The organism is Pseudomonas sp. S1_E05 (assembly GCF_056337105.1).
Genome location: NZ_JBFRHM010000001.1, coordinates 1505840 through 1528826 on the forward strand (window position 1 = coordinate 1505840; position 22987 = coordinate 1528826).

Here is a 22987-nt window from a genome sequence, read left to right on the forward strand (position 1 = left end):
ATTACTGAACTTACGAGCATCAGGTAAATAAAGATGACCCTTATTCATGATCAGGCAATGAACTATGTCTATCAGCAAATGCTGCAACGTTTGCTGAGTTTCTTTTCCCGAGCGGAACGCACGGCACTGCAGCTGTTGATCCAGCGTTTGGTCGTCACCGCCGGTGGCATGGAACACATTGGTGATTACAAGGTGCTGGCCGTTCAGTCCGGGTCCCGGGACAGTTGCTACACCTTGGCACTGCTGCGGGCAGCGCAGTTGAGCATTGCCGGCCGGGCTCCCGCGACATTCCAGTTGCGCGTGGCTTCATTGCGCAGGAGCGGCGTGAGTGCGTTGGCGCAGGACAACCTCCACCGGTGCAATAGCGCCTTGTTTTTCTACGATGACCCGCGGGTGGAGGTGGTGACGGCCGACCACCGCCAGATCTTGCCCTTTACCCAGCCGGCTCCCGTTTCTGACGCCGGCCGTGAAGCCAATCGTCTTAATCTGCTGATGGTCGGCCATCGCCGGACCCTGGGAGGGCCGCTGGACCTCTGGGATGACGGCTACCTGGCCACGGGCGAGTTCTATGGGCAGGTGGCGCGTTGGAATCGGGGGGTTGATGCGTTCGTTTGCAGCGAGACGCCGCGCCAGCAGAAACGGTTCCTCGACGGTCTGAAGCGAGCGGCGGGCAAGGCTGGGCTCAAAGCGCCGCGTCTTGCGGGGACGGGGTTCGAGGAGCTTTATTCGGTTCTCGATGAGCTGGGCAGCGACCTCTACCGGGCGCTGCATGGCGCACAGGACCAGGCACCATGGCGTCCGGCCGAACAGTTCGAAGCCTGTCGTCGCTCCACCTTTATCGATATTCACGACATGCTGGTCAGCAATCGAGAGGAGCGCTGGCCGCTGCTCACTGAATTCCTCGGATTCCAGCCTGACGAACTCACGGCGCAGCTGCGCGAGAACGATTACGTCGGTCCGATGATTTCCGCCCATATTCGCGGGCTGCAAGCCTCTTTCGTGCATGGCGGCAGTTACGAGTCGGGTGTCGCCGGTTACCTGCAGCGCGCCTTGGTGATGATGCGCCGCAAGCGTCTGCCTGAACGCCTGTGCGAGCAGGCGGTTGAAGTGTTCGGCAATCCCGCGAGGGTGTCGGATCAGCGCGCCCTGGCTGGCGAGGAGGCGCAGAAGAGTCTCGGGTTGAGCGAGGCGCAGTTGGTGTGCCTGCTCTTCGCTCCTTTCGTCGACAGCGGCGCCGGGCTTGAGCGGTTCCTGCGCCAGTGCCACCCGGGCATGCTGGTGGCCATGCCTGACTTGCACCGGGCGATGCAGGGCAGTCCCGTATCGGAGCAGATCGCGCAATGGATGGTCGATGTCAGCGGTCTACCGGTCAACCTGATCAGCAGGCTGTATCGCATGGGGCCGGTGCCTGCTGTCGAGAGCGGGCTCAGAGACAGCATTTTCGATGACTTCGACGGATTTGCCGCCGATCATGAGGCAGCGGTGGCGGGTGAATGGTCAGCGGGACGTTGAAAGGACCCCGCGAGACCGATTTTGCCTATCAGGCGGTGTACCGATACCTGACCCACCTGATCAACGATCCGGGCAACGATACCAACGTGCGTTTACCTTCGTTGCGCCAACTGGCCAATCGTTTGAGTGTCTCGATCTCCACCATCCAGTACGCGTATTCGCTGCTGGAGAAGGAAGGGCGGGTCTATTCGGTGGCCAAGTCGGGGTATTACGCGATGCCGGTGTCATCGCTGAGTATGCCGGGTGCCGACGGCGATCTGCTCGAAACCGTGTACGTCAGCGCCCGACGTCCGGGCATGATGGTCTTCAGCGCCGATGAGCCGGCGCTGCTGCAACCGCTCGACAGCCCATTGTTGTTGCTTGAGCGCGAGTTGCTGCGCCAGTACCCGCGCCTGCCGCAACCACCGGCGCAGCCTTGCGGTGAACTTGAACTGCGTACCGCACTGGCTGCGCGCTACACCACATCGCCCGTGCGCTGCTGGCATGCCGATGACGTGTACATCGGTGCGGACCTGCGCGGTGTCCTGGAAATCCTGATTGCGGTACTGAACCTCAAGGATGCCGCCGTGGTGGTTGAAGCGCCCTGCGACTGGACCATTCTTCGCCTGCTGCAGGAAGCCGGTGTCCAGGTGATCGAGTGGCCGGTCCAGGCCAACGGCAGTCTGGATACGGCGCAGCTCGAAGGGTTGCTGGAAACCCGTCGAGTGCAACTGGTGATGCTGTCCTCAGGTTTGAACGTGCCACGCGGCAGCCTGGCGCCTGACGATAACCGACAGGCTGTCGCGCAATTGCTGGCGCAAAAGAGTTGCTGGGTCTTGGAGAACGACTGTTGCGGCGAGCTCGAATTCGAGCCGGGCAGCACCCGGTTTCGCGATCTGCTCGACCCTGAACGGCTGATCGTGTTCTCCACGTTCGAAAAAATCATCGGCCCCGAGGCCCCTTACGGTTATCTATTGTCGCGGCACCTGAGTGAGCAATTACAGCGGCATTTCCTGTTGCGCGCTTTTCGTTTGTCGCCGATCCGGCAGAAGGCGATAGCCCGCTTGTACGGCAATGGCCGGATCGACCAGCACCTTCAGGTGCTGCGAAGGTTGCTCAGGGAGCGAAAAGTGCAAATGACGCAGCTGTTGCAGGAGCGTCTGGGCGACGCCCTGCAGGTGGTCGAGCCTCAGGGCGGGGCGACCATCTGGGCGCGTTCCCTGCGCCAGGTCGATATGCGCGGGGTATTCCAGCGCCTGCTCAAGCATCACGTGGTGATTGCGCCCGGAGAGTTGTTCAGCCTGCAGGGCCTGCATTCGCAGCATTTGCGCCTGAGCCATGCCTACGACGGTGATCACGATGTGGTGGCCGCGCTGAGTTTGTTGGGGGATGCACTGCGGCTGGAGTCCGTCGACTGAGCAGGATGCAAAACATCGTTGCGGGCCCGTGGATCGATCCCATCGCGTTGCGGTCAAACTGCCAGTAAACTGCGATCCATCCCTGAACCACTCTATTCCAGAGGTTTTGCATGACACTCAGTCCTTTTGCGGGCAAACCGGCACCGGCACAACTGTTGGTCGACATCCCGCGACTGGTCACGGCCTATTACACCGGCCAGCCCGATGCCAGCGTCTCGACCCAGCGCGTGGCGTTTGGCACGTCCGGACACCGGGGCAGCTCGTTCGATCTGAGTTTCAACGAATGGCACGTTCTGGCGATCAGCCAGGCGATCTGCCTGTATCGCGAAGCCCAGGGCATCGATGGTCCGCTGTTCGTCGGTATCGATACCCATGCGCTGTCGACGCCTGCCGGCGCCACGGCGCTTGAGGTGCTGGCCGCCAACGGCGTCACGGTGATGATCGCCGAGGGTGACGAATACACCCCGACCCCGGCGGTGTCCCACGCCATTCTTTGCTACAACCGTGGCCGCACTTCAGGGCTGGCGGATGGCATCGTCATCACGCCGTCGCACAACCCGCCGCAAAGCGGTGGCTACAAATACAACCCAACCAATGGTGGTCCGGCCGATACCCATGTCACCAAGTGGATCGAAGCCAAGGCCAACGAACTGCTGGGAAACAAGCTCGCCGGCGTCAAGCGGATCAGCTACGAGCAGGCGCTGAAGGCCAGCACCACCCATCGTCACGATTACCTCAATACCTACGTCGCCGACCTGATCAACGTAATCGACTTCGATGCCATTCGCGATGCGAAGCTGCGTCTGGGCGTCGATCCGCTGGGCGGAGCAGGGGTTCGCTACTGGTCGGCGATTGCCGAGCACTACAAGCTGGACCTTGAAGTGGTGAACAAGGAAGTCGATTCGACCTTCCGCTTCATGACCGTGGATTGGGACGGCCAGATCCGCATGGACCCCTCGTCCAGCCACGCCATGCAGGGCCTGATCGGTCTCAAGGAGCGCTTCGACGTGGCGTTCGCCTGTGATCCGGATCACGACCGCCATGGCATCGTGACGCCCTCAGGCGGTCTGCTTGCGCCAAACAACTACCTGGCTGTATCCATCGACTACCTGTTCCAGAATCGCCCGCAATGGCGCGCCGATGCAGCCGTGGGCAAGACGGTGGTCAGCAGCGGTTTGATCGATCGGGTTGCCAAGCGCCTCGGTCGTCGCCTGTATGAAGTGCCGGTCGGCTTCAAGTGGTTTGCCGACGGGCTGTTTGACGGCTCGCTGGGCTTTGGCGGTGAGGAAAGTGCTGGGGCCTCGTTCCTGCGCAAGGACGGCGGCGTGTGGAGTACCGACAAGGACGGTCTGATTCCGGCATTGTTGGCGGCGGAAATGACTGCTCGTACCGGTCGCGACCCGAGCCAGGCCTATCGTGCATTGACCGACGAGCTGGGTGAGCCGTTCTCCGTGCGCGTCGATGCCAAGGCCAACCCGCAGCAGAAAGCGCTGTTGAGCAAACTGTCGCCGGAGCAGGTCACCTCGACCGAACTGGCGGGCGAACCGATCCAGAGTATCCTCAGCCATGCCCCGGGCAACGACCAAGCCATTGGCGGCCTGAAGGTGATGACCGAGAACGGCTGGTTTGCGGCGCGTCCGTCGGGCACTGAGGACATCTACAAGATCTATGCCGAGAGCTTTGTCAGCGACGAGCACCTCAAGCAGTTGGTGGCTGAAGCGCAGACGCTGGTGGATGGGGCGATTTCCACGAAATAACCCAATCCCCACATACCTGTAGGAGCGAGCACGCTCGCGATGGTAGCCCAGGCACCGCGGGCATTCAGACACCCAGCGTTACCGTTAACGACCATCGCGAGCATGCTCGCTCCTACAGAAGACGGCGATCAACGTGTAGGAGCGAGCTTGCTCGCGATGGCAGCCCAGGCACTGCGGGCATTCAGACACCCAGCGTTATCGTTAACGACCATCGCGGGCAAGCCCGCTCCTACAGTCTCCGATGCAACCGCAGGTTCAGGCCAAATCAACCAACACGATCTCACTGTCTTCGATCGCCGTCACCCACAACACCTGCTCATCGGCCACTGCGACGCCGTCTCGAGCTTCAGCGCGTAAGCCGTTGACTTCAATGACACCTGTGGCAGGAACCAGGTAAGCACGTCGGCCGCTGTCCAATTGATATTCGGCAGACTCACCGGCCTTCAGGTTTGCCGCCACCAACCGCGCATCTGCACGAATCCGCAAGCTCTGGTCATCGCCGGATTTGCCGCTGGCCAGGGTGACGAAGCCTTCGCGGTCTCCTTTGGGGAAGGGTTTCGCGCCCCATGAAGGTGCCAGTCCCGATTCATTGGGAATGATCCAGATCTGGAAGATCTTGGTGTCGGTGCTTTCCAGGTTGTACTCGCTGTGGGCGATCCCGGTCCCGGCGCTCATGACCTGAACGTCACCTGCTTCAGTGCGGCCCTTGTTGCCCAGGTTGTCCTGGTGGGAAATCGCGCCTTCACGAACATACGTGATGATTTCCATGTCCCGGTGCGGATGGGTCGGGAACCCGGTACCGGCTGCAATCACGTCATCATTCCAGACGCGCAGGTTGCCCCAGTTCATGCGATTGGGGTCATAGTACTCGGCGAACGAAAAGTGGTGGTGCGCATCCAACCAGCCGTGGTGGGCGCCGCCCAGGGACTTGAAGGGTCTGAGTTCGAGCATGATCGTCTCCTGAATTGGATATTGATGGCGAGCATCATCCAACAGGCACTCATCGAGAAAAAGCGTAAAAAGTGCAGCATTACCATCGAATCGACTGATGCAATTGGACCTCGAAACATTCTCATCCAACCTTCAGTTCATCGCATAAGCCAATGACCTGTAAGCATTTCACTAGAACTGAAAGGCAAATGCAGACACCATAGACCTCACTGCCTTACACTCTGGAGCCAGCGCGTGCCGCAACACACCTCCGATCTTCCGCCTGAACTTCGCCCCCTTGCTGAAATGCCTTTGCTCAAGCGATTGGCCGCCCGTTTCTTTGGGCATGGCCTGACGCGCTTGCGTGCGCAGCACCGGGCCTCCTGGTTGCATGGCCAGGCCGACGGGTTTCGCAGCGGGCACAGTGCGGGTGTCGACTACGGCTTTAAGGAAGGCAAGCTCGAAGGCCTGGAGGAAGGTCGCCAGGTCTTGCTGATTCGCGATTCTCGCTCGACCGAACATCGTGCCCCCAACGTCGATGACAACCTGTTCGACGATTGGCGCCTGCCTCTGAATGCCGAGTTGAAAAAGCGCATGAAGGCCGACGTGGCGCGGTTGCTGCCTGCTTATGCCCAACCCAGCGCCGCGCAGTGGAAGATGATCTTCAGCGAAACGCCTTCTACATCGGTCATCGCCGGTGCCGGCGCCGGCAAGTCGACGACCCTGGCGCTGCGCATCGTGTTGCTGACCCACTATCTGGGCTTCGAGCTGGATTCGATGACGGTAGTGACCTTTACCCGGGAGTCCCGCAAGGACTTCATCAACAAACTGATCGAGCTGTTTGCCCTCTGGGGGCAGAGGCTGAGCCTGAAAGAGGCGCGGGACCTGGTGCGAACCTTCCACTCGCGGATTCTGCCAATGGTGCGCAGCCTGCCGGGTTTCGAGCGCCTGCAAGCGTTCGAAAACATCAGTCATCGCCCGCACAGTGGGGATGAGGAAGCCGACAGCAATCCGTTCGATCTGCGCATCAACGACGCCCAGCGCCAGTTGCTCAACGCCTGTTATCACCAGTTGCATGGCCGTGACGAACGCTTTCGCGAACTGATCAAGCCGTTGTCCCGCCACGCCCTGCAGCTCAAGGAGCTTGAGCGCGATCACCCGGACGTGCAGAAGCGCGTCGCGGTGACCGAACTTGCGGCCAAGCGTGATGAAGAGCTGTGCGATTTTGTCGAAGACCTGTGGTTTGCCGCGGGTGCCTGGCCCATCAAGGGCATCGAACCTAACCGGCAGACATTCGATATCAATGGCTCAACGTTTCACTGTCACGGCTACATTCCCAGCCTGGATGCCTGGGTGGTGCTGGGCTTCGACCCTCGGGAGAACCCCCAGGTCAGCCGCCCGAATGCCAAGCTCAGCGTCCGTGCAGAGTGGGCAGTGAAGCGCACCCTATTTCAAGCTTTCTGCCGTAAGCCATTGATATGGCTAGATAGTTATGAGTCGTCCAAGCGAGTCCTGGCGTCCCTGGCTGGCGATGCCAGCGCCGGGCCGGGGTTCGATTACAAGGTCAAGGGCGAGCTGGGTTCGGCGCCACTGCTCGACTGTTTTGTCACCGCAGCCGGGTTTATCGAAAACCTGGGCCTGGACGTGCCGAGCGCCGTCGCCCAGATGAGTTTCGCCAAGGACGATCCGGACCGTTTTTTCTTTGAGGCCCTGAGCCTGTACCGGCGGGCACTGGAAGATCATCTGCTGGATCAGAAACCGCCAGTGATGACCTATAACCGCATGTTTGCGCTCTTCAGCGAACATTCTCCGGAAAACCAGAAGCTGCTCAGTGATGAGCTGCTGCGACCGTTGTCGCACCTGATGATCGACGAGTTCCAGGACGTATCGCCGCAGATCGTTTCCTGGATTCGCGCCAGCCTTGCCGAAATCCGCAGCCGTGGGCCGGCGATGCACGTGGGCCGTGGTGCCCAGCGCTCCTCGCTGCTCTGCGTGGGCGATGACTGGCAGTCCATTTATGGGTGGCGGGGCAGCTCACCCAGTTACTTTATGGAGTTCAACAAGGAATTTGCGTCGCCGAGCACCACCAGGGTCATGCTCAGCGATAACTATCGCAGCCACCAACACATCATCGACGCCGCCGAGTACATCGTCCGCGCGGCACCGGCTATCGCGGGCAAGAAGGCCAGGGCAGCCGGGGAAGCTAAATCCCTGTGGCCCGTCAATGTGTTGGATCGTGATGACCAAGCCATGGCCTTGAGATTGATGGAGCATTACAAGCAGGGCGATTCAATCTTGATGCTTTATCGAAAAAGCAGCGATAAGTCATTGATAGAGCAGTATATTCAACCGGTACTTAATGCAGATTCTAGCTTGCCGTACGAATCTCGAAGGTTGAAGCAACTGACCTACCACAGTGCCAAAGGGCTGCAGGCTGACGCTGTTTTCCTGTTGGGTGATTGTCAGCACCTGACCAGCTCCCCTTACAAAAATCAGGTTTACCGCATGGCCGGCCTGGGCAAGCCAAACGACAATGAGGCCTACGATAACGCCCAGAAAGACGAAATCCTGCGTTTGGCATATGTGGGAATCACGCGGGCGGTGAGTCATTGCTACTGGTATGTCGATGGGCAGGATGCACAGGTGGCGAATATGCCCAAGGCTTCGGACCGGATCGGAAAGGGCAAGCCGTTTTTTGCGGACCAGCGCAAAGGCAGCGCCGGTTGAAGCCCCCTGTAGGAGCGAGCTTGTCGAGGCGTCGAACCGTCGCGATGGGCGTCCACGATGACGAGGGGCGTCAGGATGACAGCGTTGTCTGGACTACCATCGCGACGGTTCGACGCCTCGACGAGCTCGCTCCTACAGGGGGACAGTCTCAGGCATAGCTCCTGAGCGCGACCGGTGGGATGAACGACTCAAGCTCATCCTCCACCGCTTCGATTATTCGTTCCACATCTGCGGCATTCATGACCGTTGCGCACGGAATACCGGCGATGGCAATCATGGTCTCGCCACTGGCACGGTCAAACAGACGGGCGACCATACTGCCTGGGGCGTCCATGCTCGCCTCGAAACCCATGGGATGAAAATGCCAGCGCATCAACTGGCAGGCGTTTGGAAAAGTGACCTTGCTGAACCCTTTATTCATATGTTGCCCACCTTCATGTTCGAGCGCTTCCTTTAGCTCATGTGCAGGAGGGAAGAGCCTTCATTGGCTCAACCGGTGACTCGTTAAAAGTAGCATCTGGATGTGAAAGGAATATGGAATTTTCAGGCCGTTTGGCGATTGGTTCAGTTTTTTTTGACCCAGGTCACAGCAGTGTGGGTGCTTGGGCGAAACGCCATTACTGAATCCCCGTTGAAGCCGCCGGCTAATTTCGGCAAGCTCGCTGTTTTCCCGTAGAGACCCGCAATGCCCGCCGAAGATGATGGTCCGCTGCAAACCCAGGCCACGAGCGAGACGGTCATGCGGTATCACCTGCGCTGGAAACACAGGGATCTGGACGGGGTCATGGCGCTTTATCACCCGGATGTGCTCTACAACGACTTCTTCCAGAACCGCGTGATGGGTCTTGATGAGTTGCGCGAATACGTTCGCAGCAGCATGCCGCGCGACCCGGACGAGGCGCTGGAGCATACGGACCGGATCCGTCTGGACGGCGACACGGCGTTTATCCAGTATCGAATTACCCTGCGTGGCGGCGATGGGCTGGTGTCATTTCGGGCCAGCGAGGCAATTACCGTGCGCGACGGGCTCATCTGGCGGGTCAACGAGTACGCGTCGCTGGTTCGCGAGCAAGCTTGCGGGCAATCGAACGCCACACCAAGACCGGCTGCCAGTCGACTGGGTTTGTCGGCACGCCAGTTGAGCTTCATGGCCGAAGACCTGCAACACTATTTCGAGCGCCAGCAACCCTATCTCGACCCTGAACTCGATCTGCAACGGGTGGCGAAGGAGTGTGGCTATAGCCGCAATCAGATCTCCTATCTGATGAACCAGGTGCTGGGCCTGAGCTTCTACCGATACGTCAATCAGGCACGCCTGCACCATCTGCTGGCTGCACTGGACATCGCCACGCCACCGCTACGCATCGACGATCTTGCGTTCGCCGCGGGGTTCAACTCGTTATCGGCGTTCTACAGTTGTTTTCGCCAGCACACCGGCCTGTCGCCCAAGGCGTACGTCAAACAAATTTCCTTGCGTGCACGCGCGCAAGACAGTCCCTGAGCCTACGCACTAGGATCAACGCCATCTAAAGTTCGAGTGGTGGGGTTGGCATGCCGGCGTGGCGCACTATCAGTTTGTGGATGGATCAGCTCGACGAGCCGCTGCTGGCGCGCCCGGCACTGGAACGAGACCTGGATGTCGACGTTGCCATCATTGGTGCTGGCTACACCGGCCTGTGGACGGCCTATTACCTCAAGCGGCAGGCGCCTGGCCTGAATATCGCCATTGTCGAAGCGCAGACCGCCGGTTTTGGCGCGTCCGGGCGCAACGGCGGCTGGCTGATGGGCAATATTCTTGGTGAAGACCGCTTGCTGGCCAATCTGCCTGCGGAGCAGCGCCGTGCTTCCTACGAGTTGCTGCACGGCATCGCCGATGAAGTGGAAATCGTGCTCGAACGTGAACGCATTGACTGTGATTACCGCAAGGGCGGGGCGCTGTACTGCGCCGCACGCTATCCCGAACAGGAAGCCAGCCTGCGCGATTATCTGGACAAGCTTTACCTGCAAGGCTTGAGCGAACGTGAGTATCGCTGGCTTACCCCAGAGCAACTTGCACAACAGATCCGGATCGCCAAGCCCTATGGCGGCATCTTTGCACCGCACGTCGCCACCATTCACCCGGCGAAACTGGTACGTGGCCTGGCGCGTACCGTTGAGCGGATGGGCGTCAGGATTTACGAGAACAGCCCGGTCACCCATTGGCAATCGGGCAGCCTGCGCACGGCGAAATCCTCTGTGCGTACTCGGTGGGTCGTGCCGGCAGTGGAGGGGTATGCCGCGACCTTGCCGGGCCTGGGGCGTTATCAGTTGCCGGTGCAGAGCCTGATCGTCGCCACCGAACCCTTGCCTGCCGCGACGTGGGACGAAATAGGTCTGAGCCGCGGACAGGCGTTCGGCGAAAGCAGTCGTCAGGTCACTTACGGCCAGCGCACGGCGGACAACCGCCTGGTGTTCGGTGCGCGCGGCGGCTATCAGTTTGCCGGCAGGCTGCGGGAGAACTTCGATTTGACCCGTCATGAAGTCGAGCTGCGTCGCTACCTGTTCGGCGAGTTGTTCCCGCAACTCAAAAACGTGCGCATCACCCACGGCTGGGGCGGCAACCTGGGCATGTCCCGGCGATTCCAGCCGCACATGTTGTGTGATCACGCCAGCGGCATTGCCTTGTCGGGTGGTTACGGCGGTGAAGGTGTGGGGGCCAGCAACCTGGGCGGGCGCACCCTGGCCGATCTGATCCTGCAGCGCGACAGCGAGCTGGTGCACCAGCCCTGGGTCATCCCTCAAGGCGGGCTGGGGTCTCTCAGAGCCTGGGAGCCGGAACCCTGCCGCTGGCTCGGTTACAACGCAATCATCCGCAGCTTCGTCCACGAAGACCAGGTCCTCGCCAATCCGGCTACCGCGCCTTGGCGGCGCAGGCTCGCCAGTAGCGTCGCCGGTTTCATGGAAGGTTTCATGCATTGATGTTTCGCAAGGCATAAAAAAAACGCCGCTCATCTCACGATGGGCGGCGCTTTTCATTGCGTTGCAGCGTTAGGCTTGAACGACCGGGATGTTGGCGTTCGCAGCAGCTTCACGGAACTCGGCAATCTGGTCGAAGGACAGGTAGCGGTAGACATCGGCCGCCATGCTGTCGATCTTGCCAGCGTATTCCATGTACTCCTCGACGGTCGGCAGGCGACCCAGGATGGAAGCCACGGACGCCAGTTCAGCCGAAGCCAGGTAGACGTTCGCGCCGTCACCCAGACGGTTCGGGAAGTTACGGGTCGAAGTCGACACAACGGTCGAGTTCGGCTCGACACGTGCCTGGTTACCCATGCACAGCGAGCAGCCCGGCATTTCCATGCGCGCGCCAGCCTTGCCGTAGATGCCGTAGTAGCCTTCTTCGGTCAGTTGGTGAGCGTCCATCTTGGTCGGCGGCGACAGCCACAGACGGGTTGGCAGCTGACCCTTGACCTGATCCAGCAGTTTACCGGCAGCGCGGAAGTGACCAATGTTGGTCATGCACGAACCGATGAACACTTCGTCGATCTTCTCGCCAGCAACGCTGGAGAGCAGACGAGCGTCGTCCGGGTCGTTCGGCGCGCAGAGCACAGGCTCCTTGATGTCGGCCAGGTCGATTTCGATGACTTCGGCGTATTCGGCGTCAGCATCGGCAACCATCAACTCAGGGTTGGCAATCCAGGCTTCCATCGCTTGAGCGCGACGTTCCAGGGTGCGCACGTCACCGTAGCCTTCGCCGATCATCCAGCGCAGCAGGGTGATGTTCGATTGCAGGTACTCGGTGATCGACTCTTTGGACAGCTTGATGGTGCAACCGGCAGCCGAACGTTCGGCCGAGGCGTCGGACAGCTCGAAAGCTTGCTCGATGCTCAGGTTGTCCAGGCCTTCGATTTCCAGGATGCGGCCGGAGAAGGCGTTCTTCTTGCCTTTCTTCTCAACGGTCAGGAGGCCCGACTGGATGGCGAAGTAAGGAATGGCGTGCACGAGGTCGCGCAGGGTGACGCCCGGTTGCATCTTGCCTTTGAAACGCACCAGGATCGATTCCGGCATGTCCAGCGGCATGACGCCAGTGGCTGCGGCGAACGCGACCAGACCGGAACCGGCCGGGAACGAGATGCCCATTGGGAAACGGGTGTGCGAGTCGCCACCGGTACCAACAGTGTCTGGCAGCAGCATGCGGTTCAACCACGAGTGGATGATGCCGTCGCCCGGACGCAGGGAAACGCCGCCGCGGGTCATGATGAAGTCAGGCAGGGTGTGGTGGGTGGTCACGTCGATCGGCTTTGGATAAGCCGCGGTGTGGCAGAAGGACTGCATCACCAGGTCAGCGGAGAAGCCCAGGCACGCCAGGTCTTTCAGTTCATCACGGGTCATTGGACCGGTGGTGTCCTGGGAGCCCACGGTGGTCATCTTCGGTTCGCAGTAGGTGCCAGGACGCACACCGGCTACGCCGCAAGCCTTGCCGACCATTTTCTGCGCCAGGGTGAAACCCTTGGTGCTTTCAGCGGGTGCTTCAGGCTTCTTGAACAGATCGAACGGTGGCAGACCCAGTTCGGCACGTGCCTTCTCGGTCAGGCCGCGGCCGATGATCAGAGGAATACGACCGCCAGCACGAACTTCGTCCAGCAGGACCGGGGTCTTCATTTCGAAGGTGGCCAGGACTTCGTCGGTGCCGTGTTTGCAGACTTTGCCAGCATGCGGATACAGGTCGATCACGTCGCCCATGTTCATGTTGGAAACGTCGAATTCAATAGGCAGGGCGCCAGCATCTTCCATGGTGTTGTAGAAGATCGGAGCGATCTTGCTGCCGAAGCAGAAACCGCCGCCACGCTTGTTCGGTACGTACGGGATGTCGTCGCCGAAGAACCACAGGACCGAGTTGGTCGCCGATTTACGCGAGGAACCGGTACCGACCACGTCACCTACATAGGCAACAGGGAATTCACCGTTGCGCATTTCTTCGATCTGCTTCATCGGGCCGGTGACGCCCTGGACGTCAGGCACGATACCGTCGCGAGCCATTTTCAGCATCGCCAGGGCGTGCAGCGGGATGTCCGGGCGGGACCAGGCATCAGGAGCAGGGGACAGGTCGTCGGTGTTGGTCTCGCCGGTAACCTTGAACACACGCAGGCTGATCTTGTCGGCCAGGGTCGGGCGCTTGATGAACCACTCGCCGTCAGCCCAGGATTGCAGTACGGCCTTGGCGTGAACGTTGCCGTTCTTGGCTTTTTCAGCCACGTCGTGGAAGGCATCGAACATCAGCAGGGTGTGCTTGAGTTCCTGGGCGGCCACGGGTGCCAGCTCAGCGTCGTCCAGCAGGGCGACGAGGGTCACGATGTTGTAGCCGCCTTGCATGGTGCCGAGCAGTTCAACAGCGCGCTTTTTGTCGATCAGAGGGGATTTCGCTTCGCCCTTGGCAACGGCAGACAGGAAGCCGGCCTTTACATAGGCTGCTTCGTCCACTCCTGGCGGAACGCGATTGGTGATCAGGTCAACGAGGAAAGCTTCTTCGCCAGCCGGGGGATTTTTCAGCAGCTCGACCAGGCCTGCAGTTTGTTCGGCGTTAAGCGGCTGGGGAACGATACCCAGTGCTGCGCGCTCTTCGATATGTTTGCGGTAGGCTTCAAGCACAGTTATTACCCTCATCAGTGGTCCCAAATGGGTGTCCGGGACGCTCATCCCGAAATTGCCGTACTCATGCGCTGCATGGCGTTGTGAGCCACTTGGCCAGAATTACCGGCAATTCCTTACAGAAGCTGCTTTCAAAGTTTTACGCCTGCAGAACGGGAGCTGATGAGGGTTGGCGTTGGGCTTTTCCCCGCTGGAAAAACCCTTCGCCAACACCGCTCTGAAGGAACGACTGTGCTCGTGACGCTTTGAAAACAGCTTCTTACGGACATTGGCGCCTAAAAAGGCAGGCTGATTCTACGGCAAAAAAAAATTAAAGGTAAGTTCGACCCTGAACTTTGAGGGGTGATGAATGTTAGACAAAGGGCTAACATGCCCGCCTGTCCTGCTGCCCCATGCTTGTTGACCTATGCCCAATCAAACCATCAAGACCCCCTGCGTCGGCCTTTGCTCCACTGTTTACGGAGATCTGGTGTGCCGCGGCTGCAAGCGCTTCCACCACGAAGTGATCAATTGGAATGGTTACAACGAGGAGGAAAAACGTGCGGTCTGGTTACGACTGGAGCAACTGCTGTCCCTGGTGATGGCCGCCAAGCTCGAGGTTTTTGACAAGGAACGCCTGCGCCAGCAGCTGGAACAACGAAAGATTCGCTTCGATGCCACATCAGTCGGAATATTGCTGGGCGTACCAGTTGATTGCACGTGGCGCGCGGGTGATCACCAACCTTGAGGCCTACGGGATGGTGCTGCTGCCGGAATTCCGCGACTGGAATCTGCCGGAGTTGCGTGATGCCATTGATCGGGAGTTTTTCCTGCTCTCCGAGGCGCATTACCAGCGTTACATTGCGCCCGGGTTCTTGAAGGATGCGTTTGGCGGCTGAAAAGCTCGCTCCCACAATGGAGGTCACATCCCTGTAGGAGCGAGCTTGCTCGCGAAGGTCGTTAACGATGACGCGGGCTGCCTGGAGGCCTGGGGTGTCTAAGCTACCATCGCGACGGTTCGACGCCTCGACAAGCTCGCTCCTACAGGGGCAGGGCGACATGTATGATTTCAATGCTGCGCGACCATTTCCTCCAGATGGTCCATCACCGTATCCGGTTTGAGCACCAGCACATCACTTTCCACCGCGTCGAGCACTACTTCAGCGGTGTTGCCGATCAGTGCACCGGATAACCCCGACCTCGCCACCGTGCCTATCACCGTTACCGATGCCTGAAGTTTGTGTGCCATGAACGGAATCAGCACATCCGCTGGGCCTTCCTCGATGTGCAGATGCTCATCATCGATATCGAACTCAGCCTGGAATGCCTTGCACTGTTCGCGATAGCGCGCCTCAATGGTCTGGCTGAGCTGCATCGACGGGTCTGCGGCCGACAGCATGGGGGAGGGGTGTGCGCTGATAACATGCAGGTGGGCCTTGGCGAGGCTGGCGATGTCAAACCCGTGATCGACGATAGTGGCGTGCAGCGTGCGGTGCTCACCATCGAGATTGCCCACGTCGATCGCTGCCAGGATGACACCGCCGGTCCAGGGTTTCGAGGTTTTCACCAACAGCACCGGGGTCGGGCAAGCGCGCAGCAATTTCCAGTCTGCAGGGGTCAGCAGTGCTTTTTTCAACGGGCTGTCGGGGAAGTGTTGCTTGATCACCAGCCCACAGCCTTCGGCTTGCTGCACATCAATAATGGTGTCCTGCAAGCTTTCGTTCCACGCCTGTTCGGTGGTGACGCTGTAGCCGTCCGCCAGCAACGCGGTCTTGAGCACACTCAGCATGGCGCTATGGTCGTGCTTGCGGTCGCAGACCAGCAGGTGCAGGTGAGCCTGGGTCACGCCGGCAATCAACTTGGCGCGTTTAAGCGCCAGGCTTTCCGCGTGTTCGGGTTCGATGATCACCAGAATGCTGCGAATGGCTTGCATGATCGGCCTCTCCAGAAAGTAAAAAGCACAACGTTGCACAACTATAGTTGTTGGTCGCGCATCGGGGACTTGATGCATATCAACGGTCGCGGCTGGTGGTCTGGCGATGGGCCGGTATAATCGGCGCCCTTCGATTGAACCCTTTATGTCCGTGAGCCCCATGATCCTTCCCGAAATTCACGAGTTCCTAGGCTGCCGCACCCCCGATGGCTGGGTCCAGGCCGCGCTGGCCGATCAGGAAACGCTGCTGATTGACCACAAGAACTGCGAATTCAAGGCTGCCAGCACGGCATTGAGCCTGATCGCCAAGTACCATTCCCACGTTGACCTTATCAACATGATGTCGCGGCTGGCCAGGGAAGAGTTGGTGCACCACGAACAGGTCATGCGCCTGATGAAAAAGCGCAAAATCGGATTGCGCCAGCTATCTGCGGGGCGTTACGCCTCCGGGCTGCGCAAAGTGGTGCGCAGCCATGAGCCGGTCAAACTGGTGGATACCCTGGTGGTGGGGGCGTTCATCGAGGCCCGCAGTTGCGAGCGTTTCGAGGCGCTGGTGCCGCATCTGGACGAAGAACTGGGCAAGTTCTACTTCGGCCTGCTGAAAAGTGAAGCCCGGCATTTCCAGGGTTACCTGAAACTGGCCTACCAATACGGGGACGCGAAGGACATTGCTCAGGTGATCGAGCGTGTGCGGGCTGCCGAACAGGCGCTCATCGAGTCACCGGATGTGGAATTCCGTTTCCACAGTGGTGTGCCGGCCATTAACTGACCGGCACGAAACCTGGTCAGGTCAGGGCTTTGCGGTGGGTTTTCTTTCCAACGCTTGCGTCGGGCTGATCCAGACACTTTTCATCAAATTGCCATCCGGTTGTTGATCGGCAGACTCCACACCGATCACGCACAAGTAGTGCATGCCCGGTTCCCTCGTGATAGGTGCGTCGAGGACCACGTTGTCTGCACTGATCACGTCGCTGTAACGGCGAGGCGATCGGCAGTCTGCCGCATTTCGGGTGGTCTTGTAGCGATAGTACGGCGTGCTCACTGAGAACTCCGTGTTGATCACCGGGGCGGGACTGTTGGCCCGCCGGGGCAGTGTGATGTGTCGGGTGGGGAGATACTCAAGGTTCGCCATCGGGAACCTTGGGGCAGCGGTACAGGCGTTGTTGACGTCGGTGAACACACCCTTTTTGAAGCAGCCGGCCAGATAGTCGGCCGGGTGGCCGTAGTGGGTATCGGCGAACCACTCGATTTTGCCATCGCGAGCCTCACACGGAGCATCACTGGCGCATTGATTCTCAATGGGCGCGCCACCGGTACTCGTCGATACGACGGCAAGTATCTGGCCACTTTGGCGGTCGAAGATGGGGCTTCCGGACGACCCCGGCAGCACCTGTTTGCAGCGGTTTTTCAATGCGCCGACATAGGCACGGTCGCCTTCCACGAGGTCCGCCGACGTGAACTGCTGGGCGCAGGCCGCCAGACGCAGTCCTGAATCGGGCAGGTGTTCCGGTGCGTTCACGATCAGTACATCCGTGGACGCTCGAGACCATTGTGAAGCAAGGCGTAATGGGGTTATTCCGTCGGCAATCAAAGTAGACAGTGGAACTTCAAGTTCATAAAGAGCGATATCGCTATTGCCATAGTCCTGCCATACGGCAGCCTTGATCGCGTAACTTTCAGAGGTGTTGTAAGTGTCGTTGAAGTAGTTGAATTTTACCGACTCTTTATAGTTACCTGAAGGTGGCGGGCCACTGACGCCCGGTATGCAATGCGCAGCGGTCAGCAAGTACGCCGGTCCCGTCGCGAGGTTGGCTTCGTCACGGGTGTCCAGCAAGCTCGCGGTGCAGGCGGGCGCTTCATTCAGGAACATTTTGCCCACGCCGTTCCAGTGTGTATAGCGGTCATCGTTGTTCTTCAGCAGTACGGCGCCCGACTCATTGGCCAAGCCTTCGCCGAGGTCTTTGGCGTGAAGGGGCGTTGCCAGTACCAATATGGCGAAGAGTATAAATAAGTATTCTTTTTTCATGACCATTCCTTGGTGCTTGTAAGTTATTAAGTTTCACAACTAAATGCCATTGCAGTGCGGACAATAATGAGCTCAGTTGTTCGTTGCAAGTTTATATAAGGGGGAATGGTGTCAATGTTTTGCGGGGGTGTTATTGCAATTAAACGGTTGTAGTTGTCGAGCCCCATTGCGAGCATCCTGTTCGCGATGGGGCATGAGCCATCCTTTCAACGGCTCAAATTCAGGCGTTCATGCCACTGGGCTATGGATTCTTGCGGGTAGGCCTCGAATTGTTGGTCCTTGGGTTTAACCTCGACTTCGACCCAGGATGCTTTCGAGCCGAGCATCAAGTGCGTGTGTTCTGGCGGAACAGGCAGCGCCGTGTCGATGGCCGAGGCGAAGGGGTGAATCAGCTCCGGCCATTCGGGGCTGAACAGCCATAGGCCACTGCCGCACAAACTGCAGAAGTGCCGCTCGGCCGAACTGCTATGGGCGCGCTGGGCGCCCTCATCCTTGAGCCGAGCATGGTAGATCGCAATATGCTTGCGCCCGCGCACTTTGAGGCTGGTGGCGTCGCCTCCAAGGTTGATCGCATAGCCGCCACCACCCTGGGTCTTGCGACAGATCGAGCAATAGCAGCGCTGATACGGATAGGGATGGACGCAGCTCAGGCTGAATGAAACCGCGCCGCAGTGGCAGGAACCTTCAAGGCGCATGGCGTGCTCCTATTGAACGTTGTCGGGCGGGCTCAGTCCTCTTTACGAACGGTCGCTACCTCATCCGCCCTGACGCGCACTTTGGTTCCTGAAATGTCTTCGAACTCGTAGAAACCGTCCGCGGTGTCGGTGTCGGGCATGTCCTCCGTCAGATACTGAGTACCGTTTTGCAGCGTCACCACCGTCGGCGTCGAGCAACCGGCCAATGCCAGGAACGTTGCGACCGCCAGGGGCAAACCCAGACTCTTGATGTTCATAACCACCTCTTCAATAAATGACGGCAACTTGCACCTCTATCGCGGTTGGTACTGCACAGAGCCGGAAAGTTCGCCAAATCACTAAAAAATCCATAAAGCCTGCGCCATTGATCCTTTTCCAATTGCAACGAGCACGCGGTTGCTGGTATCTGTACGCATAACCAGTACTTGCAGCCATGGCCCTGTTTTCCCGTGACCACCCACCCCCTCGATGACCCGTTCTATTACCTGAACAACTTCCTGCAAGTGCTTGATTGGCTTGATCAGCGCTATGCCGAAGTGTTGAGTGTCGAGGAGCGGGCGTTCATTGGTGATTTCAACCGACTGCCCCGGCTTTCCCAGGCGTTGCTGGTACGGATGGTGATGCGCAAGGGGGCACATTTCCGGGAAAGCAAACTGCATTATCTCGAGATTGGCGACATTACTGCCGCTGCCGAGCCATTGCTGGCCCTGGGCTGGATCGACGGTCGAGCACCGGTGACGCTCGCCACCCTGTTCGATGTGTTGCTGAAGGCGGAAATCGTCCAGTGTTTCGCCAATGCCCTCGAACCGCCCAAAGGCAGGAAGAGCGATTGGTTGGCGATCTTGAGCGAACAGTTTCCTGAACCCCTGGCGTTCGACCAGTGGTGCGCGCCATTGAATGACCGTTTGTTCAGCCTGACCATCATGGACCTGTGCGACCGACTGCGCCTGATGTTTTTCGGCAATCTTTATCAGGATTGGTCCGAATTCGTGTTGGCCGACCTCGGCATCTTCACCTATGAAAAGGTCGAGTTTTGCGCTGAATCCCGTGGCCTGCGCAGTCGTGAAGACGTGGATGCCTGCCTGTTCCTGCACCAGTGCCAGCAGGATTTCGAGGCCGGCGAGCCGGTGACGACCGTCGTCGAGCAGATCAATGGCCTTATCTTGAACAACCCCTGGCTGGACAAGCGTCGCGCCAAGCTGTTATTCCAGATTGCCCAGCATTGCGAGCGCATGGCGGACTTCGCCAACGCGTTGGCCATCTACCGCGAATGTGCGTGGCCCGGCGCGCGGGGGCGGATGATCCGGGTGCTGGAGCGTTGCGGCGAGTACGCGTTGGCAATGGACCTGGCGATGCTTGCCCAACAGTCTCCGCAAAGCGCCGCCGAACAACAGCAATTGCTGCGCGTTTTGCCCAGGTTGCGCCGCAAGCTGGGCGGGCCACCGAACAAACGCCCGTCACCCAGGCAAATGCTGCGCCTGGACCTGCAATTGCCCAGGACCGATCCCGAGCTGTCGGTGGAGTTTTACGTTCAGGCGCATCTGGCCCAGGATTCGGCGCCGGTGCACTACGTGGAAAACAGCCTGATCAACTCGCTGTTCGGCTTACTGTGCTGGCCCGCGATTTTCGCGCCACTGCCGGGGGCGTTTTTCCATCCGTTCCAGCGTGGGCCCGTGGATCTGCACCATGAAGATTTCCATGCGCGGCGGGCGGACCTGTTCCATTCCTGCCTGGCTGAACTTGACGACGGGCGCTATCGACAGACGATCCGCGAACGTTACGCGACCAAGTGGAACGTGCAGTCACCCTTTGAGTTCTGGGGCGCGCTCAGCGACGACCTGCTCGATCAGGCGCTTGAATGCCTGCCGGCCGAGCACTTGCGGCACTGGTTCAACCGGTTATTGGTCGATATCAAGGCCAACCGCGCCGGCATGCCGGACCTGATCCAGTTCTGGCCCCAGGACAAGACCTACCGCATGATCGAAGTCAAAGGTCCCGGTGATCGCCTTCAGGACAACCAGTTGCGCTGGCTGGAATTCTGCCATGAACACCAGATGCCCATTGCCGTCTGCTATGTGCAATGGGCGGAGCAGAGCGCTTGAGCTACAGCATCGCCGTGCGGGCGCTATGTGAGTTCACCGCCAAGGTCGGTGACCTCGACCTGCGTTTCACGCCTTCGCCGACCGCCCTGGAAGGTATCATCGGCCATCGTACGGTGGCCTCCCGGCGCAGTGATGGGTACCAGAACGAAGTTGCACTGGAAGGCCAGTACCAGACGTTGAAGGTCAGGGGCAGGGCGGACGGTTACGACCCGGCGCAGCACTGCCTGGAGGAAGTCAAAACCTATCGCGGCGACCTGAGCAAGCAACCCGCCAACCATCGGCAACTGCATTGGGCCCAGGCCAAGGTGTACGGCTGGCTGATGTGCCAGAAGCTGGCGTTGGCGCAGATCAATGTGGCGCTGGTGTACTTCGACATCGCCAGCGAGAAGGAAACCTGCCTGGTCGAGGCATTCAGCGCCGAGGAACTCAAGCAGTTCTTCGAGCATCACTGCCGTTTATTCCTGCATTGGGCCGAGCAGGAAATGGCCCATCGTCAGGCGCGCAATGCTGCCGCGCAGCAAATGGCATTTCCGCACGCAGGGTTTCGTCCGGGGCAACGGCATTTGGCGGAATCGGTATTCAAGGCTGTCAGCACCGGCCAGTGCCTGATGGCCCAGGCGCCGACCGGTATCGGCAAGACCGTCGGCACCCTGTTCCCCATGCTCAAGGCGCTGGCGCCACAGCAGTTGGACAAGGTGTTCTTCCTGACGGCGAAAACCCCGGGGCGCAAACTGGCGCTCGATGCGGCGCAGGTCATTCTGGACGGTTGCACCCGGCCATCGCTGCGTGTTCTGGAGATGATCGCTCGAGACAAGGCCTGCGAGCACCCGGACAAGGCTTGCCACGGCGAATCCTGCCCCTTGGCGCAGGGCTTTTACGACCGTTTGCCGGCCGCGCGCCAGGCGGCCAGCGAATTGCGCCTGCTGGACCAGCGAGCCTTGCGCGAGGTGGCGTTGGACCACAACGTCTGTCCTTACTACCTGAGCCAGGAAATGGCGCGCTGGGCGGACGTGGTGATTGCCGACTACAACTATTACTTCGATTTCACTGCGCTGCTGTTCGGGCTGGCCCAGGCCAATCAGTGGAGAGTCGCCGCGTTGGTGGACGAAGCGCACAATCTGGTGGAGCGTGGGCGGCAGATGTACAGCGCCAGCCTTGACCAGTCGACGCTCAACGGCGTGCGCAAGACTGCACCCGAACCGTTGAAGAAGTCCCTGCAACGGGTCAATCGCGAGTGGAACGCCCTGCATAGCCCTCAACTGGCGGCGTATCAGGCTTACGATAAACCACCGGAAAAACTGCTCCAGGCCTTGTTTTCCTGCGGCGCGAGCATCGGCGACTATCTCAATGATCACCCGCAGGGCCTGGACAGCGCCTTGCAGAACTTCTATTTCGACCTGCTGCAGTTCTGCCGCGTGGCTGAGCTGTTCGACGAGCAGTACCTGTTCGACATCAGCAAGCGCGACCTTGACCGCAAACGGCCGCTGTCACAACTGTGCCTGCGCAACGTGGTGCCTGCCGGCTTCATCCGACCACGGCTGACGGCGGCACGCAGCACCGTGTTGTTTTCCGCGACCTTGAGCCCCAGGCATTACTACGCGGATCTGTTGGGCATGCCGGCCAATACAGTGTGGATCGACGTCGAGTCGCCATTTCATGCCGACCAGCTGCAAGTCCATATCGTCAACCAGATTTCCACGCGCTACGTGCATCGACAATCGTCCCTGGCGCCGATCGTGGACCTGATCGCCCGGCAGTTCGTGGAACGACCAGGAAACTACCTGGCGTTTTTCAGCAGCTTCGACTACCAACAACAGGTGGCCCAGCTGCTAACCGAAACGCATCCCCACATCAAGGTATGGTCGCAATCGCGAGGCATGGACGAAGGGCAGCGCCAAGCCTTCCTCGATCAGTTTACCGCTGACAGTCAGGGCGTCGGTTTCGCGGTGCTGGGCGGAGCATTTGGCGAGGGCATCGATTTGCCCGGCGCGCGATTGATCGGTGCTTTTATCGCCACTCTCGGGCTGGCCCAGCTCAACCCGGTCAACGAACAGCTCAAGCACCGTATGGCGGCTATTTTTGGTGCCGGCTACGATTACACCTACCTGTTTCCCGGTGTGCAAAAAGTGGTTCAGGCGGCGGGGCGGGTGATCCGTACTCAACAAGATCAGGGCGTAGTGATGTTGATCGATGACCGTTTTGGCGAGAGCAAGGTCAAACAGTTGCTGCCGCGCTGGTGGGCAGTGGGTGCTGACTCCGGGAAGGTGGTACAGGGTTGACTCTGCCACTGCCTGTTCAAGC

General features: G+C 59.5%; 16 protein-coding genes and 1 pseudogene. 10 read left to right on the top strand and 7 right to left on the bottom strand.

Annotated features, from left to right (window positions below):
* The first annotated feature begins 33 nt into the window (after positions 1-33).
* The 3 genes from AB4N33_RS06985 (at position 34) to pgm (ending at position 4666) form a co-directional block, all read left to right on the top strand.
* A complete protein-coding gene (locus AB4N33_RS06985) occupies positions 34-1512 on the top strand; it encodes a hypothetical protein (protein WP_476456804.1) in 1479 nt (492 codons plus the stop codon).
* Positions 1509-2909 (top strand): aminotransferase-like domain-containing protein, encoded by a 1401-nt coding sequence (locus AB4N33_RS06990; protein WP_476456805.1) that lies wholly within the window; start codon positions 1509-1511, stop codon positions 2907-2909. Before AB4N33_RS06985 ends, AB4N33_RS06990 begins: the two co-directional genes overlap by 4 nt.
* Positions 2910-3019: 110 nt before the next feature.
* On the top strand, positions 3020-4666 hold the full coding sequence (gene pgm / locus AB4N33_RS06995) for a phosphoglucomutase (alpha-D-glucose-1,6-bisphosphate-dependent) (RefSeq protein WP_460124873.1): 1647 nt from the start codon (positions 3020-3022) through the stop codon (positions 4664-4666).
* Between the two features lie 255 nt (positions 4667-4921).
* Here the strand turns inward: pgm and AB4N33_RS07000 are convergent, their stop codons facing one another.
* Positions 4922-5617, bottom strand: a complete 696-nt coding sequence (locus AB4N33_RS07000) for a pirin family protein (RefSeq protein ID WP_476456806.1) — start codon at positions 5615-5617, stop codon at positions 4922-4924.
* Between the two features lie 234 nt (positions 5618-5851).
* Between AB4N33_RS07000 and AB4N33_RS07005 the strand changes: the two genes are divergently transcribed.
* Complete coding sequence (locus tag AB4N33_RS07005; protein WP_476456807.1) at positions 5852-8323, top strand: UvrD-helicase domain-containing protein; 2472 nt, start codon at positions 5852-5854, stop codon at positions 8321-8323.
* Positions 8324-8471: 148 nt separating this feature from the next.
* On the opposite strand, the gene AB4N33_RS07010 is transcribed toward AB4N33_RS07005, so the two are convergent.
* Positions 8472-8744: a DUF1652 domain-containing protein gene (locus tag AB4N33_RS07010; RefSeq protein ID WP_460141728.1), complete on the bottom strand. Its 273-nt coding sequence runs from the start codon at positions 8742-8744 to the stop codon at positions 8472-8474.
* Positions 8745-9008: 264 nt separating this feature from the next.
* Here AB4N33_RS07010 and AB4N33_RS07015 point away from each other — a divergent pair, with 264 nt between their 5' ends.
* Together AB4N33_RS07015 and AB4N33_RS07020 are read left to right on the top strand one after the other, a co-directional pair.
* Positions 9009-9824 (top strand): helix-turn-helix transcriptional regulator, encoded by an 816-nt coding sequence (locus AB4N33_RS07015; protein WP_460124885.1) that lies wholly within the window; start codon positions 9009-9011, stop codon positions 9822-9824.
* A gap of 50 nt (positions 9825-9874) precedes the next feature.
* Entirely contained in the window at positions 9875-11281 is a 1407-nt protein-coding gene (locus AB4N33_RS07020; RefSeq protein WP_476456808.1) for an NAD(P)/FAD-dependent oxidoreductase, read from the top strand.
* Positions 11282-11350: 69 nt separating this feature from the next.
* On the opposite strand, the gene acnB is transcribed toward AB4N33_RS07020, so the two are convergent.
* Positions 11351-13951: a bifunctional aconitate hydratase 2/2-methylisocitrate dehydratase gene (gene acnB / locus AB4N33_RS07025; protein WP_460126695.1), complete on the bottom strand. Its 2601-nt coding sequence runs from the start codon at positions 13949-13951 to the stop codon at positions 11351-11353.
* Between the two features lie 406 nt (positions 13952-14357).
* Here acnB and AB4N33_RS07030 point away from each other — a divergent pair.
* Positions 14358-14829 (top strand): annotated as a pseudogene (locus tag AB4N33_RS07030) (DUF1289 domain-containing protein).
* Between the two features lie 170 nt (positions 14830-14999).
* On the opposite strand, the gene AB4N33_RS07035 reads toward AB4N33_RS07030, so the two are convergent.
* Positions 15000-15863, bottom strand: coding sequence for a universal stress protein (locus tag AB4N33_RS07035; protein WP_460124894.1), 864 nt, complete (start codon positions 15861-15863; stop codon positions 15000-15002).
* 160 nt (positions 15864-16023) lie between these two features.
* Between AB4N33_RS07035 and AB4N33_RS07040 the strand changes: the two genes are divergently transcribed.
* Positions 16024-16632 carry a MiaE family protein gene (locus AB4N33_RS07040; RefSeq protein WP_460124897.1) on the top strand — a complete coding sequence of 203 codons (609 nt, stop codon included), beginning with the start codon at positions 16024-16026 and terminating at the stop codon, positions 16630-16632.
* 21 nt (positions 16633-16653) lie between these two features.
* Here the strand turns inward: AB4N33_RS07040 and AB4N33_RS07045 are convergent, their stop codons facing one another.
* From AB4N33_RS07045 to AB4N33_RS07055, 3 genes are all read right to left on the bottom strand, one after another.
* Positions 16654-17889, bottom strand: coding sequence for a trypsin-like serine peptidase (locus AB4N33_RS07045; RefSeq protein WP_476456809.1), 1236 nt, complete (start codon positions 17887-17889; stop codon positions 16654-16656).
* 206 nt (positions 17890-18095) lie between these two features.
* On the bottom strand, positions 18096-18584 hold the full coding sequence (locus tag AB4N33_RS07050; protein ID WP_476456810.1) for a GFA family protein: 489 nt from the start codon (positions 18582-18584) through the stop codon (positions 18096-18098).
* Positions 18585-18616: 32 nt separating this feature from the next.
* Positions 18617-18841: a YgdI/YgdR family lipoprotein gene (locus AB4N33_RS07055; protein ID WP_460124905.1), complete on the bottom strand. Its 225-nt coding sequence runs from the start codon at positions 18839-18841 to the stop codon at positions 18617-18619.
* A gap of 192 nt (positions 18842-19033) precedes the next feature.
* Between AB4N33_RS07055 and AB4N33_RS07060 the strand changes: the two genes are divergently transcribed.
* Together AB4N33_RS07060 and AB4N33_RS07065 are read left to right on the top strand one after the other, a co-directional pair.
* The gene (locus AB4N33_RS07060; RefSeq protein ID WP_476456811.1) at positions 19034-20686 is read left to right on the top strand and encodes a VRR-NUC domain-containing protein; all 1653 of its coding nucleotides are present in this window, start codon (positions 19034-19036) and stop codon (positions 20684-20686) included.
* Complete coding sequence (locus AB4N33_RS07065; protein ID WP_476456812.1) at positions 20683-22965, top strand: ATP-dependent DNA helicase; 2283 nt, start codon at positions 20683-20685, stop codon at positions 22963-22965. Before AB4N33_RS07060 ends, AB4N33_RS07065 begins: the two co-directional genes overlap by 4 nt.
* Positions 22966-22987: the final 22 nt, after the last annotated feature.

Coding starts and splice junctions, on each gene's coding strand:
- AB4N33_RS07035 (WP_460124894.1), bottom strand. CDS start 15,863: ATGCAAGCCATTCGCAGCATTCTGGTGATCATCGAACCCGAACACGCG.
- AB4N33_RS07045 (WP_476456809.1), bottom strand. CDS start 17,889: ATGAAAAAAGAATACTTATTTATACTCTTCGCCATATTGGTACTGGCA.
- AB4N33_RS07010 (WP_460141728.1), bottom strand. CDS start 8,744: ATGAATAAAGGGTTCAGCAAGGTCACTTTTCCAAACGCCTGCCAGTTG.
- AB4N33_RS06985 (WP_476456804.1), top strand. CDS start 34: ATGACCCTTATTCATGATCAGGCAATGAACTATGTCTATCAGCAAATG.
- AB4N33_RS07015 (WP_460124885.1), top strand. CDS start 9,009: ATGCCCGCCGAAGATGATGGTCCGCTGCAAACCCAGGCCACGAGCGAG.
- AB4N33_RS07020 (WP_476456808.1), top strand. CDS start 9,875: ATGCCGGCGTGGCGCACTATCAGTTTGTGGATGGATCAGCTCGACGAG.
- AB4N33_RS07040 (WP_460124897.1), top strand. CDS start 16,024: ATGATCCTTCCCGAAATTCACGAGTTCCTAGGCTGCCGCACCCCCGAT.
- AB4N33_RS07000 (WP_476456806.1), bottom strand. CDS start 5,617: ATGCTCGAACTCAGACCCTTCAAGTCCCTGGGCGGCGCCCACCACGGC.
- pgm (WP_460124873.1), top strand. CDS start 3,020: ATGACACTCAGTCCTTTTGCGGGCAAACCGGCACCGGCACAACTGTTG.
- AB4N33_RS07055 (WP_460124905.1), bottom strand. CDS start 18,841: ATGAACATCAAGAGTCTGGGTTTGCCCCTGGCGGTCGCAACGTTCCTG.
- AB4N33_RS07050 (WP_476456810.1), bottom strand. CDS start 18,584: ATGCGCCTTGAAGGTTCCTGCCACTGCGGCGCGGTTTCATTCAGCCTG.